Source organism: Gordonia liuliyuniae (genome assembly GCF_021739025.1).
Lineage (GTDB): Bacteria > Actinomycetota > Actinomycetes > Mycobacteriales > Mycobacteriaceae > Gordonia > Gordonia liuliyuniae.
Genome location: NZ_JAKKOT010000005.1, coordinates 301,253 through 317,762, shown reverse-complemented (window position 1 = coordinate 317,762; position 16,510 = coordinate 301,253). Strand labels below are relative to the sequence as shown.

The 16,510-nt window shown below is 68.5% G+C and carries 19 protein-coding genes; 18 read left to right on the top strand and 1 reads right to left on the bottom strand.

The genetic code is table 11. From position 1 onward, the window contains the following. Positions 1-27: 27 nt before the first annotated feature. From L5G28_RS12335 to L5G28_RS12310, 6 genes are all read left to right on the top strand, one after another. Complete coding sequence (locus L5G28_RS12335; protein WP_236997467.1) at positions 28-366, top strand: P-II family nitrogen regulator; 339 nt, start codon at positions 28-30, stop codon at positions 364-366. After that, positions 317-2,716, top strand: a complete 2,400-nt coding sequence (locus L5G28_RS12330; RefSeq protein WP_504864850.1) for a [protein-PII] uridylyltransferase — start codon at positions 317-319, stop codon at positions 2,714-2,716. The genes L5G28_RS12335 and L5G28_RS12330 overlap by 50 nt, the downstream gene beginning before the upstream one ends. A gap of 161 nt (positions 2,717-2,877) precedes the next feature. Further along, entirely contained in the window at positions 2,878-3,270 is a 393-nt protein-coding gene (locus L5G28_RS12325) for an NINE protein (RefSeq protein WP_237001789.1), read from the top strand. A 21-nt stretch (positions 3,271-3,291) separates the two neighbouring features. Beyond that, entirely contained in the window at positions 3,292-3,699 is a 408-nt protein-coding gene (locus tag L5G28_RS12320; protein ID WP_237001788.1) for a DUF2752 domain-containing protein, read from the top strand. A gap of 42 nt (positions 3,700-3,741) precedes the next feature. Continuing rightward, the gene (gene ffh / locus L5G28_RS12315) at positions 3,742-5,316 is read left to right on the top strand and encodes a signal recognition particle protein (RefSeq protein ID WP_237001787.1); all 1,575 of its coding nucleotides are present in this window, start codon (positions 3,742-3,744) and stop codon (positions 5,314-5,316) included. Between the two features lie 14 nt (positions 5,317-5,330). After that, on the top strand, positions 5,331-6,401 hold the full coding sequence (locus L5G28_RS12310) for an amidohydrolase family protein (protein WP_237001941.1): 1,071 nt from the start codon (positions 5,331-5,333) through the stop codon (positions 6,399-6,401). A gap of 59 nt (positions 6,402-6,460) precedes the next feature. Here the strand turns inward: L5G28_RS12310 and L5G28_RS12305 are convergent, their stop codons facing one another. Then, on the bottom strand, positions 6,461-7,117 hold the full coding sequence (locus tag L5G28_RS12305) for a hypothetical protein (RefSeq protein ID WP_237001786.1): 657 nt from the start codon (positions 7,115-7,117) through the stop codon (positions 6,461-6,463). A 282-nt stretch (positions 7,118-7,399) separates the two neighbouring features. Between L5G28_RS12305 and rpsP the strand changes: the two genes are divergently transcribed. The 12 genes from rpsP (at position 7,400) to dprA (ending at position 16,485) form a co-directional block, all read left to right on the top strand. Next, positions 7,400-7,858 (top strand): 30S ribosomal protein S16, encoded by a 459-nt coding sequence (gene rpsP, locus L5G28_RS12300; protein ID WP_237001785.1) that lies wholly within the window; start codon positions 7,400-7,402, stop codon positions 7,856-7,858. Next, positions 7,855-8,097 (top strand): RNA-binding protein, encoded by a 243-nt coding sequence (locus tag L5G28_RS12295; RefSeq protein ID WP_161896119.1) that lies wholly within the window; start codon positions 7,855-7,857, stop codon positions 8,095-8,097. Before rpsP ends, L5G28_RS12295 begins: the two co-directional genes overlap by 4 nt. A 13-nt stretch (positions 8,098-8,110) precedes the next feature. Continuing rightward, a complete protein-coding gene (rimM, locus tag L5G28_RS12290) occupies positions 8,111-8,647 on the top strand; it encodes a ribosome maturation factor RimM (protein ID WP_236997459.1) in 537 nt (178 codons plus the stop codon). Positions 8,648-8,652: 5 nt separating this feature from the next. After that, positions 8,653-9,336, top strand: coding sequence for a tRNA (guanosine(37)-N1)-methyltransferase TrmD (gene trmD / locus L5G28_RS12285; protein ID WP_237001784.1), 684 nt, complete (start codon positions 8,653-8,655; stop codon positions 9,334-9,336). Between the two features lie 232 nt (positions 9,337-9,568). Continuing rightward, positions 9,569-10,825, top strand: a complete 1,257-nt coding sequence (locus tag L5G28_RS12280) for a hypothetical protein (RefSeq protein ID WP_237001783.1) — start codon at positions 9,569-9,571, stop codon at positions 10,823-10,825. A 176-nt stretch (positions 10,826-11,001) separates the two neighbouring features. Then, entirely contained in the window at positions 11,002-11,343 is a 342-nt protein-coding gene (gene rplS / locus L5G28_RS12275; RefSeq protein WP_236997456.1) for a 50S ribosomal protein L19, read from the top strand. Positions 11,344-11,472: 129 nt separating this feature from the next. After that, entirely contained in the window at positions 11,473-12,285 is an 813-nt protein-coding gene (gene lepB / locus L5G28_RS12270; RefSeq protein WP_372476870.1) for a signal peptidase I, read from the top strand. 23 nt (positions 12,286-12,308) lie between these two features. After that, positions 12,309-12,968, top strand: coding sequence for a ribonuclease HII (locus tag L5G28_RS12265; protein ID WP_236997455.1), 660 nt, complete (start codon positions 12,309-12,311; stop codon positions 12,966-12,968). Next, positions 12,968-13,279 carry a DUF2469 domain-containing protein gene (locus L5G28_RS12260; RefSeq protein ID WP_236997454.1) on the top strand — a complete coding sequence of 104 codons (312 nt, stop codon included), beginning with the start codon at positions 12,968-12,970 and terminating at the stop codon, positions 13,277-13,279. The genes L5G28_RS12265 and L5G28_RS12260 overlap by 1 nt, the downstream gene beginning before the upstream one ends. Before the next feature lie 152 nt (positions 13,280-13,431). Then, complete coding sequence (locus tag L5G28_RS12255) at positions 13,432-13,827, top strand: YraN family protein (RefSeq protein WP_236997453.1); 396 nt, start codon at positions 13,432-13,434, stop codon at positions 13,825-13,827. 10 nt (positions 13,828-13,837) lie between these two features. Next, on the top strand, positions 13,838-15,355 hold the full coding sequence (locus L5G28_RS12250) for a YifB family Mg chelatase-like AAA ATPase (RefSeq protein ID WP_237001782.1): 1,518 nt from the start codon (positions 13,838-13,840) through the stop codon (positions 15,353-15,355). Beyond that, positions 15,352-16,485, top strand: coding sequence for a DNA-processing protein DprA (gene dprA / locus L5G28_RS12245; protein ID WP_237001781.1), 1,134 nt, complete (start codon positions 15,352-15,354; stop codon positions 16,483-16,485). Before L5G28_RS12250 ends, dprA begins: the two co-directional genes overlap by 4 nt. The last annotated feature ends 25 nt before the right edge of the window (positions 16,486-16,510 follow it).

Sequence of the window (16,510 nt, the reverse complement as noted above, 5' to 3'; positions counted from 1 at the left end):
GCTCGAAGTAGAGGGAAGGGTTCAACCATGAAGCTGATCACCGCGATCGTCAAGCCGTTCACGCTCGAAGACATCAAAGCCGCACTCGAACAGATCGGGATCGTCGGCATGACCGTCAGCGAGGTGCAAGGCTACGGGCGGCAGAAAGGCCACACGGAGGTGTACCGCGGCGCGGAGTACGCGGTCGACTTCGTCCCGAAGGTGCGGGTCGAGGTGATCGTCGACGACGATCTGCTCGACCAGGTCACCGACACCATCGTCGACGCCGCGCGCACCGGCAAGATCGGCGACGGAAAAGTGTGGGTCACGTCCGTGGATTCGATCATCCGGGTGCGAACCGGTGAACGCGGACCAGACGCGATCTAGCGCGCAAGCGCTCGCCGAAGGGCGGAAGGCGCTGCTCCAGGCAGGGGATCTGCACGGTCAGGCGTTGCGCGACGCGCTCGCCGACCGTGTGGAGGCCTGGCTGGCGGCTCGCGCGGCCGAGTTGGGCGTCGGCGATGGCAGCGGCTTCGCTCTCGTCGCTGTCGGGAGCCTCGGCCGGCGGGAGATGGTCGGCTACTCCGACCTCGACCTGGTGCTCGTCCACGACGATCGGAATCGGGATCGGCTGTCCGACGTGGCAGACGGTTTCTGGTACCCGATCTGGGATGCCGGGATCGGATTGGACCACAGCGTCCGGTCGATTCCGGAGGCGATGAAGGTGGCCCGCGAGGACGTCACGGCGGCGCTCGGACTGCTCGATGCGCGGTTCGTCGCCGGCGACGAAGACCTTGCGGCGTTGATGATCTCGTCGGTGCGGGGACTGTGGCGGGCGGAGGCCCGCATGCGCCTCCCCGAAGTGATCGACAGCGCCCGCGCCCGCTGGGATCGGACCGGGGAGATCGCGCACCGCGCCGAACCCGATCTGAAGAACGGGCGTGGCGGGCTCCGCGACATCCAACTGCTCGACGCGCTGGCCTTCGCGCAGTTGACCGACGGCCTCGGGCGCCTCGACCCGGGTCGTGCGGAGTCGCCGTTGCGGACCGCCTACCGCGACCTTCTCGCAGTCCGGACCGAACTGCACCTGGTGGCCGGCCGGGCCCGCGACCAGGTGCGGGCTCAGGACGCGGACGAGATCGCTGCGGCGCTCGACGTCGGCGACCGCTTCGACCTGGCGCGCGTGATCTCCCGCGCGGCACGCACCACGTCGTACGCCGTCGACGCCGGATTCCGGACCGCGCAGAACGCGGTCGGCAAGCGTGGACTCTCGAAACTCCGACGGATGCCGATGCGTCGTCCGCTCGACGAAGGCGTCGTCGAACACAGCGGGGAAGTCGTCCTCGCGAAGAACGCGACACCCAGCTCGGATCCGGGACTGGTGCTGCGGGTGGCGAGTGCGTCGGCCCGCAACAGCTTGCCGATCAACGGGCAGGCGTTGGCGCGCCTGGCGAACTATGCGCCGCCGATCCCGGAGCCGTGGTCGGCCGAGGACCTGTCGGACCTGTTGGTCCTGTTGGCGTCCGGCGACGAACTCGTCGGCGCCGTCGAAGCACTCGACGCGATGGGACTGTGGGAGACGATCGTCCCCGAATGGCCGGTCGTCAGGGACCTTCCGCCGCGCGACGCCGTCCACTCGTGGACCGTCGACCGGCACCTGTTGGAGACAGTCGCGCACGCGGGCTCGTTGACCACGAGTGTCGCTCGACCCGACCTTCTGCTGTTGGGTGCGCTGCTGCACGACATCGGAAAGGGGCGCGGCGGTGACCACAGTGTGGTCGGCGCCGAACTCGTCGGCCCGATCGCCGACCGATTCGGGCTGTGGCCCGACGATCGCCGAATCCTCGTCGAGTTGGTCCGGCACCACCTACTCTTCCCGGCGGTCGTCACCCGGCGCGACGTCTCCGATCCGGAGACGATCGCGTGGGTCGCCGAGAAGGTCGGCGGAGATCGAGTGCTCGTCGAATTGCTGGGCGCCCTGTCGGAAGCCGATTCGCGCGCGACCGGCCCCGGCGTGTGGAACGACTGGAAGGCGACGCTCGTGGGCGGGCTGGTCGAGCGGGTCATCGACCATCTCGGCGGCCGGGAGATCCCGCAGCCCGAACCGCTCGGCCCGGAGGTACTGGCGCTCGCAGAGGCTGGTGGGTTCCAGGTGCACACCGAACGCGGCGATGGTCCGAACATGACGAAGGTGACGATGATCGCGCCCGACCGGTCGGGCGTCCTGTCGAAGATGTCGGCGGTCCTCGCATTGGCCGACCTGCAGGCGCACGCGGCGACAGTCCGCACCCACGCGGGTTCGGCGGTGGACACGTTCGTCGTCATGCCGACCTTCGGGTCGCCGTCCGATCCGGTACTTCTGCGGCAGCGGTTGGCGGCAGCGGTCGACGGCGGGTTCGACGTGCACGGCGTGCTCGCGAAGCGGACCGCAGAACGTGGATCGACCGGGCGCGTCGGGCGGGCCGCGGTTCCCGGCTCACGGATAGCGGCGGCGCCCCGCGTCCGGTGGCTCGCCGCAGACCAACCGGGGCTCGAACTCCTCGAGTTGCGTGCCCGTGACGACGCGGGACTCCTGGCGAGGGTGACCGTGGAGCTCGAGAAGTCGGGAGTCGACATCGCATGGGCCACCGTCGCCACGATGGGCGCCACCGCGGTCGATACGTTCTGCCTCGCGCTCCCCGACACGTCGGACGCTGCTCGAGAATCTGTGGCGGCAGCCGTGCTGTCCGTGTGTTGAGGGTCGGTGAGGAGATGGTGTCATCTGATCGGATTAACCGTCCTGGCCAGGGATTCTGTTTGTCGTCGCCGTGGGTGATCATGAATGCATGACAGATCCGAATGCACAGTTCCCATCCGGCCAGCAGCCTCAGTTCCCGGGCGCGATGCCACCGGGGGGGTATGCCGCCCGGGCCGGGCTACGGCGGGGTCGGCGGCACCTACTTCGTCCGCACCTTCGATCAAGAACAGGGCCCGTACGACATCGGGACCCTCGCTCAGATGGCGAGCGCTCGCCAACTCAAGCCGGAGGACGGCGTGCGGTCGTCCACCGGCCAGCAATACCAGCCGGCCTCGTCGCTGCCGGGCGTCTTCTCCGACAAAGAGTGGATGACCGCTCTGCTGCTGTCGGTGTTCCTCGGCGGACTCGGGATCGACCGGTTCTACCTGGGGTACACCGGACTCGGTGTGGCGAAGCTCGTGACGCTCGGCGGCTGCGGCATCTGGGCGCTCATCGATCTGGTCCTGATCGCCATGCGCAACGTCCCGGACGTGGACGGACGAGCGCTGCGTTGATCGCACGACGGGATTGACCGCATGACGGGGGTCGACCGCATGACGGGGCATGTCGCCGAGTCGACCATGCTGGCGTCCGGCGGTGCGGCCGCCGTCGTGGCGGCGGCGTGCATTCCGGTGTCCGCCGTCGACGACGGACCGGTGATCTGCCCGTTCCGCCGTCTCACCGGTCTCCCATGCCCCGGGTGCGGTCTGACGCGCGCCTTCGTCTACACGATGCACGGTGACCTCCCGTCGGCGTTCGCCGCGCACGCGTTCGGTCCCGTCGTCGTCGCCCTCGCCGTGCTGTCTGCTGTCGTGATGGTGGTCCGCCGCGTCCGAGGCGACGGACCGGTCGCGCTACGTCGGGCGGTCAAGCACCCGGTGGTGGTGCTCGCCGTGATCGGGTGGGCGGCCTACGCGTTCGGCCGGATGGTCACCGCCGGGTGATCCGCTCGCCACCGAACGCTCCACGCATGGAAAGATGGAGGAATGTTCGAATCCCTCTCTGACCGGTTGACCGGTGCGCTGAAGGACCTGCGCGGCAAAGGTCGACTGACCGACGCAGACATCGATGCGACCGCCCGGGAGATCCGGCTCGCGCTGCTCGAAGCCGACGTCTCGCTACCCGTCGTCCGAGCATTCATCGGCCGGATCAAAGAGCGAGCGAAAGGCTCCGAGGTCTCCGCGGCGCTGAACCCCGCACAGCAGATCGTCAAGATCGTCAACGAGGAACTCGTCGGAATCCTCGGCGGCGAGACCCGCCGCGTCCAGTTGGCGAAGACGCCGCCGACGGTCATCATGCTCGCCGGTCTGCAGGGCGCCGGTAAGACGACGCTCGCCGGCAAGCTCTCGCACTGGCTGGCCGACCAGGGGCACACCCCGCTTCTCGTGGCGTGTGACCTGCAGCGTCCCGGCGCCGTCCAGCAGTTGCAGATCGTCGGTGAGCGCGCAGACGTCCCCGTGTTCGCGCCGCACGCAGGCACCTCGGTCGGCGGCGAAGGCGACCTCGGCGTCGACGGATCACAGGCCGCAGTCGCGGTGGCGCAGGCCGGTCTCGACGAGGCGCGAGCCCGCCACTACGACGTCGTCATCATCGACACCGCGGGCCGTCTGGGCATCGACGCCGAGCTGATGAAGCAGGCGTCCGACATCCGCGACGCGACGAACCCCGACGAGGTGCTGTTCGTCCTCGACGCGATGATCGGTCAGGACGCGGTCGCGACGGCGCAGGCGTTCGCCGAAGGCGTCGACTTCACCGGTGTGGTCCTGACGAAACTCGACGGCGACGCTCGCGGCGGCGCGGCGCTGTCGGTCCGCGAGATCACCGGGCGTCCGATCATGTTCGCGTCGACCGGCGAGAAGCTCGAAGACTTCGACGTCTTCCACCCCGACCGCATGGCCAGCCGCATCCTCGGCATGGGTGACGTCCTGTCGCTCATCGAGCAGGCCGAACAGCACTTCGACGAGGCCGAGGCGCAGCGCACCGCGGAGAAGATCAGCCAGGGCGAACTCACACTGGACGACTTCCTGCAGCAGATGCTGATGATCCGCAAGATGGGGCCGATCGGCAATCTCCTCGGCATGCTGCCCGGCGCGGGCGACATGAAGGACGCGTTGTCGCAAGTCGACGACAAGCAGCTCGACAAGATCCAGGCGATCATCCGCGGTATGACGCCGGAGGAGCGAGACAACCCGAAGATCATCAACGCCTCCCGCCGCATCCGCATCGCCAAGGGGTCCGGTGTCACCGTCACCGACATCAACCAACTCGTCGACCGATTCTTCGCGGCCCGAAAGATGATGTCGCAGATGTCCGGTCGGATGGGCATGGGCGGCAACCAGCGCAAGACCAACCGGAAAGGCAAGAAGGGGAAGAAGGGCAAAGGGAAGAACCGCGGGCCGACGCCGCCGAAGGGCATGCGTGGCGGCGGATTCCCGGGCATGCCTCCCGGGATGGGCCTGCCGCCGGGCATGGACCTCTCGGACATGCCGCCCGGCCTCGATCAGCTTCCGCCCGGCCTCGACGGCATCGACTTGAACAGCCTGAAGTTCCCGAAGAAGTAGGAGTCGTCGTCGTGGTGGCGCAGCGTTTCGCAGGAACCGATCCGTTCACCGGGGAGCCGCTCGCATTCTGGGTGGCCGACGGCGTCATCTCGTTCGACGAGGTCGCCGACGCGGAGACCGCTGTCGACGGCGGCTGGATCGTCCCCGGCCTCGTCGACGCTCACAATCATGTGGGGATCGCGCCCGGGCTCGGCGTCACCACCGAGCAGGCGCGCGGACTGGCCTATCAGGATGTGCGCGCGGGGACGCTGCTGATCCGTGAGGTCGGCTCGCCTGTCGACACCCACCCGCTCGACGACGATCCGCTGTGCCCGCAGTTCCTGCGGGCGGGCAAGCACATCGCACGGCCGAAACGGTACCTGCGCGACTACGGCGTCGAACTCGACGACCCCGACTCTCTCGCCGACGAGGTGGCGACGCAGGCGAAGGCGGGCGACGGCTGGGTCAAACTGGTCGGCGACTGGATCGACCGCAGCGTCGGTGACTTGGCTCCGCTGTGGACACGCGAACAACTCGATGCGGCCGTGGTCGCCGCGCACGAGAACGGGGCGCGCATCACCGCGCACGTCTTCGGCTCGGACGCCCTGCCCGACATCGTCGGCGCAGGCTTCGACTCCATCGAGCATGGGTCCGGTCTCGACGAAGACCTCATCGACGAGATGGTGCGACGCGACATCGCCCTGGTGCCCACGCTGATCCAACTCGACACGTTCCCGAGCATCGCCGACGGCGCCGACAAGTATCCCGTCTACCAGGCCAACATGCGGTCGCTGTACGCGCGCGGCCGGGACGTGGTTGGCAAGGCCCGGGAGGCCGGTGTGCGGATCTACGCCGGAACCGATGCGGGCGGCACCATCGAGCACGGCCGCATCGTCGACGAGATCGAATCACTGGCCGCGATCGGCTTCTCGGCATCGGACGCGGTCGAGGCGGCGTCCACACGACCACGTGACTGGCTGGGCGTCGCAGGCATCGCCGACGGTGCCCGCGCCGACTTCCTCGTCCTCGACGCCGATCCGACGCAGGATCTGTCGACACTCCGCCGCCCCGTGCACATCGTGTGCTCGGGGGAGAAGGTGGGGTAAGCGCAGGAACAGGGGTCGAAGAGCAGGAACAGGGGTCGAAGAGGCGGGGACCGGCTCGTTCAGGAGACGATCTGGAGGATGCCGATCGCCAGCAACAGGACGGTGACGAGCCAGCCCGCCCACCGGGTGACCTGAGCCTGGTTCTGGCGTGCGCGGGCGAACAAGCGCCCGATCCAGGAGTGCGGGCGGGCGCGGACGGCGACCAGGGCGAGTCCGGCGAGCAACGGAAGAATCATCGCGACCGTCGCGTACAGGAACAGACCCAGGTAGCGGTGCAGCGGGTCGATATCGCTCGCCGAGAGCACCGCGAGCCCCGCGTAGAACGGGACCGATGTTGCCGACTGGACGACGCCGAGAACGAATCCGACGAGCACCGTCAACGCGGACGGGGCGCGCAGCGGCGCGAGGATCCGGTCGACGAGGTCAGACGAGTCGCCTCCACGCCACGTCAGGACGGCCGTCAACACGGCCGTCAAGATCAGCAGGATGCCGAACAGCGGCGACGAGATCACCGCGTCGACCAGTGACTGCAGGCCGTCGAACAGCAGCAGGACCAACAGCGCCAGCACGAGGACGCCGAGCCAGTCGCCGAGCAACAGCAGTGGCGAGATCTGGCGGTACTTGCCAGGGGCGGCGATGATTGCGAGCGCGACGAGGACGCCGATGAGAAGAACATTGATCGAGTCGACGAATGCGAACGACAAGGCGTGCAGCATGGGCTCGTAGATCTCCGGTCGTCGCTGGGCGCTTTCGGTTTGCAGTGCCCGAGGTTCGCTGCCACGGTACCGGCACCGGCAGGCGAGGCAGGATTCGCGCCGGTGACCAGGACGCTGACGCCCGTTCGGTTTGGGCAACGCGCCCCACTCTGGCAGAATCAGACGCTGGTTCGTCGGAGCCGGCCACGGCCGACCGACGGTCACCCCGTAAGAGATCGCAAAACCGGGCTCGTCGACAATCGTCGGGTCGCTGAATTGCGCTGTGACACAAGGAGACGCCACATGGCTGTCAAGATTAAGCTCACCCGCCTGGGTAAGATTCGCAACCCCCAGTACCGCATCGTCGTCGCCGACGCGCGCACCCGCCGCAACGGCCGCGTCATCGAGACCATCGGCAAGTACCACCCGAAGGAAGAGCCGTCGCTGATCGAGGTCGACTCGGAGCGCGCTCAATACTGGCTGGGTGTCGGCGCACAGCCGACCGAGCCCGTCGCCGCCATCCTCAAGGTGACCGGCGACTGGCAGAAGCACAAGGGCCTCCCGGGCGCCGAGGGCACCCTGAAGACCGCTCCCGAGAAGACCTCCAAGCTGGACCTGTTCAACGCTGCGCTCGCCGCCGCCGAGAGCGAGCCCGCCGCCGCAGCCACCACCGCGAAGAAGAAGACCAAGAAGGCCGACGAGAAGGCCGACGAGGCCGCCACCGAGGCTCCGGCAGCCGGCGAGGACAAGGCACAGGCGTGAGCACTGTCGTCGCTGACGCAGTAGAGCACCTGGTCCGCGGGATCGTCTCGAACCCCGACGACGTGCGCGTCGACCTGATCACCGGCCGTCGCGGCCGGATGGTCGAGGTCCACGTGAGCCCCGAGGATCTCGGCAAGGTGATCGGTCGTAACGGCCGCACCGCGACCGCGCTGCGCACCCTGGTCACCGGTATCGGCGGCCGCGGGATGCGCGTCGACATCGTCGACACCGACCGCTGACGAGTTCGTTTCGATGGATCTCGTTGTCGGTCGCGTCGTCAAGACGCACGGCGTCCGCGGAGAACTCGTCGTTGATGTCCGCACCGACGATCCGCAGACGCGATTCGCCGTCGGTGCACGCCTGACCGGGCGCGCACCGAAGGGCGCGGATACGACCGAATACACAGTGACAGCCGCCCGGAACCACTCCGGGCGGCTGTTGCTGTCGTTGCAGGGCGTCGCCGATCGGAGCGCCGCGGACGCTCTGCGTGGCACCCTGTTCATCGTCGACGCGTCGGACGTCGACTCCGGAGACGACCCGGACGAGTTCTACGACCACGAACTCGAAGGCGCGCAGGTCGTGACCGTCGACGGCGCCGATGTCGGCGTCCTCGCGTCGATCCTGCATCTGCCCGGCGGCGACGTTCTCGCCGTCCGGGCCGACGACGGACGCGAAGTCCTGGTGCCGTTCGTGCGAGACATGGTGCCGACCGTGACGCGCGAACGCATCGAGATCGACCCGCCCGAAGGTCTCATCGACCTCGACGCGGCCGTCTCGGAACGAGACTGACCGGCGTGCGGATCGACGTCGTCACGATCTTCAGTGAGTATCTCGAACCGCTGAAGGCCGCCCTGCTCGGCAAGGCGGTCGACGCGGGGCTCCTCGAGTTCGGTGTCCACGACCTGCGGCAGTGGACCTACGACGTCCACCACAGCGTCGACGACGCCCCGTACGGCGGCGGGCCGGGCATGGTGATGAAACCGCAAGTGTGGGGTGAAGCCCTCGACGCCGTCTGCCCGGATGACGCGCTGCTGGTGGTTCCGACGCCGGCGGGACGGCCATTCACCCAGGCCACCGCGCAGCGGTGGAGCATCGAAGCCCATCTGGTCTTCGCGTGCGGCCGGTACGAGGGCATCGATCAGCGCGTCTTCGACGACGCCGCGCGCCGCGTCCGCGTCGAGGAGGTCTCGCTCGGCGACTTCGTCCTCATCGGCGGGGAGGTCGCGGTGCTCGCAATGGTCGAGGCCACCACCCGTCTGATCCCCGGCGTGATTGGCAATCCCCAGTCGCACCAAGACGATTCATTCTCCGACGGGCTCCTCGAAGGGCCCAGTTACACGCGTCCGAAAATGTGGCGCGACCTCGAGGTCCCGCCGGTTCTGCTGTCCGGCGACCACGGCAAGGTCGCGCAGTGGCGGCACGAGCAGTCGCTCGAACGCACCCGGGACCGTCGCCCGGACCTGCTGCCCGACGACTAGTGCCTCGTATCGCTAATTCCTTAATGGTTGGCAGCGCCCCGCTGCACATCTGGCGGCGTTGTCGTCGGTCGCGATACCTACCGGTATCCCTTCCTCCTCCGCCTTGCCAGCTGCACAGCGGAACACCACCAACCGTCGAGGAATTATCGACACGCGACACTAGGGCCCGGCCGACGAGCACGTTCCCGGCGTGTCGCGGAACCGGGCGGCGGCGCGGCGCGTCTGACCTGATGTGGGCACCGTCTGGAGCGACATCGAAACAACCCTCGCACGCATCGACTCCATGGACGCAGGCGCGGCGTCCGCCGATGCGGCCGAGATCCGACGCATCGTGGCGGCAGCGCAGACGGTCGCCGCACGACTGACGTCGGTTTTCGCGGAGAGCGATGTGCTGGCGGGAGCATCCGCTGACGCGTCGACGGTGAGAGGTACCGCGCTCGCCTCGCTCGTCGACACGTCGGTGGCAGGCCTGCAGACCGGTGCGAATGCTCTGGACAACGCGTCAACTGCGCTCGCCGCCAGCATCAGCCACCGTGAACGCATTGCCGGGCTCACGAGTGTCGAGATGATGCCCGAGACGCGGATCGCGCTCGAGTCGGCCCTGCAAGGGCTGATGACTGGCGCCTACAACGTGCCGATGTCGTCGAGCACGTCCGGGGTCGTCGTTCCGGAAAGTGAGGTCTCGAACTGGACCGCGGCCGGGACATCCGGAGTGTCGGCCGAGTCGGGGGCGATCGGCTCCGCGTGGTCTCCCGGAGTCGCCGACACCGCAGACACGGCATCGCGCGCGGACCTCGCGGCGGGCGGCCCGGGATCGATGCCGTCCGGCGTCACGGACGGCACGATGACAGGAGAGCAGGCCGGATCGCCCCGCGAGTCAGTGAACTCCGCCGGCGCGGCTCGGGCTGCCGGGGCGCCGGCCATGAGTACCACCACAGGTTCCGGTCGACCCGACTTCGACCCTGCGGGCTCCGGGCCGTCGCCGAGCGGTCCCGTCGTCGTGACGCCGACAGTGACGAGCATCGCCGGAGACCTGACGTCGACATCGCCGCTCGGGCCGTGGCTCCTGGCTCCCGGGGTCTCGGGCGTCCCGGTCACGGGCGGTAGCCCGACGTCGTCGATGCGCTCACCCGGTGTGCCGGGAACGTCACTGTCGGGGCAGACGTCGACCGGACAGTCATTATCGGGGCGGTCATTATCGGGACAGTCGGCGTCGGCCGGCGCCGCGGCAGCGGCGAGGACGTCGAGCGCGAGCCCGGCGATGGGGCCCGGTGCCGTCCGCCGCAAAGACGACGACGACCACACGACCGCGGACTATCTGCGGTCGACGCGGGAGGGCGAACTGCTCTTGGGTACGGCACCGCTCGTCACACCGGCGCTCCTGCCACCGCCGGTCGCCTCGATCGCAGACCCGGACGACGAGTCGGGCGACGACCTGGGCGTCGTCGCGGACGTCGACGTCGACCAGCGACTCGATCCGACGTTGTGACCAGGCGCCGCACCGATTTCGTCTCGGTGCGATCGTCTGGCAGAATGTTTCAGGTTGCCTGTGCCGACCTGCCGGTCCACAGTGCACGAAGACCAATGATTCGGGCACGAACCGGTCGAACCCGCTTTCCGCGGGCCGCCAGGTTCCTCTGTCCAGCCGAACGAAACGGATCAGACATGAACACCCTCGACTTCCTCGACAAGCAGTCGCTGCGCGACGACGTCCCCGACTTCGCCGCAGGCGACACCCTTGACGTGCACGTCAAGGTCATCGAGGGCAGCAAGGAGCGCGTCCAGGTCTTCAAGGGCGTCGTGATTCGCCGCCAGGGCGGCGGCGTGCGTGAGACCTTCACCGTCCGCAAGGTCTCGTTCGGCGTCGGCGTCGAGCGTACCTTCCCGGTGCACAGCCCGAACATCGCCAAGATCGACGTCCTCACCCGTGGCGACGTCCGGCGCGCCAAGCTGTACTACCTGCGCGACCTGCGCGGCAAGGCTGCCAAGATCAAGGAGAAGCGCTGACCTCATAGCGCCTCGTGGGGCCCCGACCGCTGCACCTGCAGCGGCCGGGGCCTCTTCTCTTGGTCCTGAGCTACGCGGTACTGCGGACTGCGTTCTGGTTCTCACAGGTACAGTCGCTACGCTGTTCGAGTGAATGACAGCACCGACGACGAGCCGAAGTTCGTCATCAGAGACGGCTCGGGCGACGCGACAGGCAGCGACACGACAGACGGCGACGAGAAGCGCTCGGGTTGGTCGCGGCTTGTAAAAGAGGTCGCGATCGTCGTCGCGATCGTCCTCGCGCTGATGTTCGTGTTCACCCAGTTCTTCTTCCGGCAGTACGTGGTGCCGTCCGAGTCGATGGAGTCGACGCTCCACGGTTGCGCAGGCTGCACCAACGACCGCATCGTGATCGACAAAATGGTCTACCGGTTCAGCGACCCCGAACCCGGCGACGTGATCGTGTTCAAGGCTCCGTCCGAATCGTGGGACGACGTGTGGCAGTCGCCTCGATCGTCGAACGCCGTCGTCCACAAAGTCCAGGACGTGCTGTCCTGGTTCGCGTTGCAGCCGCCCGACGAGAACAACCTCGTCAAGCGAGTGATCGCGACCGGCGGCCAGAGAGTCGAGTGCCACAACGCGGACGGCAAGGGCGTCACCGTGGACGGGAAACCGCTCGACGAGCCGTACATCGACAAAGACCTCCAGGTCGACACGAGCGCAGCGACGGACGGCGTCCTCGGCAAGGGGTCGTGCTACGGCAAAGACTTCGGCCTCACGGTGCCGGACGGGAACGTCTGGGTGATGGGCGACAATCGGTCGAACTCTGCCGACTCCCGGGCGCATCAGGGCGACCAATACCACGGCACCGTCCCGATCTCGGATATTCGCGGCAAGGTTCGTTTCGTCATGTACCCGTTCTCGCGGATCGGTGGTGTCGGCGACCACGACCCGCAGGGCTGATCGGCCGAGAGACTTGATGCACGATGACCTCTACTGAGCGTTGGCCGCCGCGTTCGCCGGTCCGTAAAGCGGCGTCGCTGCGCACCCTGGAGTTCACGTTGGCCCGACACCGGCTGGGACCGGTGGCGGGCGTCGACGAGGCGGGGCGCGGGGCGTGCGCAGGCCCCCTCGTCGTCGCGGCGTGCGTGCTCGGGTCGACGCAACTGAAGTCCCTCGCCGACCTCGACGACTCCAAGCGGCTGTCCGAGGCCACCCGGGAACGGTTGTACGACGCCGTGCAGCGGCACGCCGTCAGCTACAGCGTCGTGGTGGTGCCCGCCGCCGAAGTCGATCGGATCGGCGTGCACGTCGCCAACATCGAAGGGATGCGTCGCGCCGTCGCAGGACTGGACGTGCGCCCTGGCTACGTCCTGTCCGACGGATTCCAGGTCCCCGGACTGCCCGCGCCGTCGTTGCCGGTGATCGGCGGCGACGCGAACGCCGCCTGTATCGCCGCGGCGTCGGTGCTTGCCAAGGTGACCCGCGACCGCATCATGGTCGCTCTCGACGAGGCCGTCCCCGGCTACGACTTCGCAGTTCACAAGGGGTACAGCACGGCCACCCATATGGCTCGACTCGACGCGCTCGGGCCGTCGGGCGAGCACCGACTCTCGTACCGGAACGTCCGCGATAGGCTTGCATGATGAGCGCTGAAGATCTCGAGAAGTACGAAGCCGAGATGGAGCTGTCGCTGTACAAGGAGTACAAGGACATCGTCGGTCAGTTCACCTACGTGGTGGAGACCGAGCGTCGTTTCTACCTCGCGAACGGCGTCGACCTCATCCCGCGCAGCAACGACGGTGAAGTGTATTTCGAGATCCACATGACCGACGCGTGGGTGTGGGACATGTACCGACCGGCCCGCTTCGTCAAGCAGGTGCGCGTGGTGACGTTCAAGGACGTCAACGTCGAAGAACTCGAACGGGCAGAGCTGCGTCTTCCCGACGCGCCGTGACGCTGCGGGGTTGATGCTGCGGGGTTGATGCCGCAGGGTCGGGAGCCATTCTGCCCAGGTGAATCTGTGGATGACTTCCACGTTGTCCACAGATTGACGTTTTCGTCGGGAATCGTCTTCCGCTGGTCGGAGTCGTCGGCCATTGTCTGCGCATGGGGGACAAGACGAAGCGCCCGGACCGGCGCAGACAAATCGGTCGACTCGGCGAAGACGTGGCCGCCGAGCATCTCGCCGGTCTCGGGTGGGAGATCCTGGCACGGAACTGGCGGACCCGGTACGGCGAACTCGATCTGATCGCCGCGATCGGCGACACACTGGTGATCGTCGAGGTCAAGACACGCGCGAGTCGGACGTTCGGTGACCCGGTCGCCGCGGTCACCCCGCACAAGTTGCGGACGATGCGCCTCGTCGCCCGGCAGTGGTTGGCCGAACAGGAACGGTATTGGCCGATCATCCGTTTCGACATCGTGTCGATTCAACTTGACATCGCCGATCCTGAGGACCTCGAACGGGCGACGCTGGCCCACCACACCGGCGTCGTCGAATGAGGCGGCGGCCATGAGCGGGCTGGGGCGCGTTCACTCGGTCGGACTCAACGCGTTCGCCGCGGACGTCATCGAGATCCAAGCCAACATCAGCAACGGGCTACCCGGCTTCACCGTCAGCGGCAGCGCCGACACCTCGCTCCGCGAAGCGAAGGACCGGGTGCGCGCCGCGATCGGCAACAGCGGTGCGAAGTTCCCCGAGAAGAAGATCGTCGTCGCCCTCGCCCCGGCGAACCTGCCCAAGTCCGGAGCCGGGTTCGACCTGCCGATGGCGATCTCGGTCCTGATCGCCACCGGGCAGGCGCAGACCCCACTCCTCGGCGAGACCGTGCTGATCGGCGAGTTGGCGCTCGACGGACGCGTCCGCCCGGTACGCGGCGTCCTGCCGCTGCTCCTCGGCGCGCGCGACGCCGGATTCCGGCGCGCCGTCGTCCCGATCGGGAACGTCCGGGAGGCGGCGCTCGTCGACGGACTCGACATCGGTGGAGCCGACTCCCTGTCGGACGTCGTCGCGTGGCTTGCCGGTGACCGCGTGCTCGACACCGTGTCGGACACCGGCGAGGCGCCCGCGTCGACGCCGATCCCGGACATGACCGACGTCGTCGGCCAGCCCGCGGCCCGACACGCGCTCGAAGTGGCCGCGGCCGGCGCACACCATGTCCTCATGACGGGCCCACCGGGCATCGGGAAGACGATGCTCGCGTGCCGGCTGCCAGGCATCCTCCCGCCGCTGGGCCATGAGGAATCCCTCGAAGTGACGGCGATCCACTCGGTCGCCGGGACGTTGCCCGCCCACCGTCCGCTGATCGAGACTCCGCCGTTCATCGCGCCGCACCACAGCGCCAGCATCACCTCGCTCCTCGGCGGCGGGACCGGCCTGGCCAAACCCGGAGCCGTGTCCCGGGCGCATCGCGGCGTCCTGTTCCTCGACGAGTGTGCCGAGATGGGGGCGAAGGTCCTCGACGCACTGCGCCAGCCCCTCGAAGACGGGGTCGTGCGTGTGTCGCGGCGCGACGGCACCGCGTCGTATCCGGCCCGCTTTCAACTGATTCTCGCGGCGAACCCCTGCCCGTGCGCACCGGTCAACGACGTCGACTGCGTGTGCACCTCCATCGTCCGACGTCGGTACCTCGGCAAGCTGTCCGGGCCGTTGATGGACCGGGTCGACATCCGCGTGCAGATGGAGCCGCCCGGGAACAGCGCGTTGATGACCGAGCAGGGGGAGCCGACCGACGTCGTCGGCGCGCGAGTCGCGCAGGCGCGGGCCGCCGCACAGGAACGGTGGCGCGAGCACGGCTGGCTGACGAACGCCGAGGTGCCGGGCAGCGAACTGCGACGGCGGTATCGGCTCGCGGCCGACGCGATGCGGCCCATCGAATCGTTCCTGGGGCAGGGGAGGATCACCGCACGCGGCGCCGATCGGGCGCTCCGGCTCGCGTGGACGCTCGCCGATCTGCGCGGCACGCAACGACCGGACGTCGACGACGTCACCCAAGCATTGATGTATCGGGACCGGGGGACAGGCAGATGACCGACATGAACGACGCCGAACGCCGGGCGTGGGCCTACCTCGCCGCCGTCGCCGAGCCGCCGTCCGCGTCCGTGATCGCGCTCGTGTCGGCGATCGGAGCGGTCGCCGCCGCCGCGGCGGTGCGCGACCGTAAGGCTCCGGCAGGTCACCTCGCGGCACTCGCCGCGACCGAAGCACGACATGCGACCGACACGTCTGTCGCCGACCTCGACACGGCGGATCGGGTCGGCGCACGGCTCGTCACACCCGGCGACGACGAGTGGCCCGGCTGGTCGCTGTCGGTCCTCGATCGCGCATCGACGGCAGCGCGCGGCGGTGGGCCGCTCGCCCTGTGGGTGCGTGGGCCGGGTGCCCTGTCGTCGTTGGGCGACGCAGCCGTCGCACTCGTGGGTTCGCGGGCGGCATCGTCGTATGGCGAATACGTGGCGGGACATTTCGCCTCCGGCTTGGCCGCACACGGTCGGGCGGTCGTGTCCGGCGGTGCGTACGGGATCGACGGCGCCGCCCACCGCGGATCATTGGCGGCAGGCGGTCTCACGGTCGCGGTGCTGGCGTGCGGCATCGACCGCGACTATCCGACCGGGCACGCCCGGCTCCTGCACGAGATCGCCGCGCGCGGTCTGGTCGTCTCCGAATACGCTCCCGGCACGACGGCGGCCAAGCATCGCTTCCTCACCCGGAATCGGCTCGTCGCCGCACTGTCGGGGGCGACGGTCGTCGTCGAGGCGGGTCGACGCTCGGGTGCGGCGAACACCGCGGCGTGGGCGACGCGTCTGGGCCGCCCGCTCGGTGCGGTGCCCGGCGCGGTCACCTCGGCGACGTCGGTCGGTACGCACGCGATGATCGCGGACGGTCAGGCGACGCTCGTCGCCGACGTCGACCGGGTCGCGTCCCTCGTGGTACCCGACGGCGAGGACACGCGAGGTCCGGCGCCGATCCGCGACACCGACGGACTGCCGCCCGACCAGTTCCGCGTGATCGAAGCGTTGCCGGCCCGCGAGTCGCTGTCGATCGACGAGATCTCATTCAGTGCGGGCATCCCCGTCGACGCGGTCCGCCGTGCGCTCGCCGCCCTCGACGTCGCGGGCCTCGTCGACGAAGAATCCGGCCTGTGGCGCCTGCGCAGGTGAGCCCGTGAACGCGACCGGGACCGGG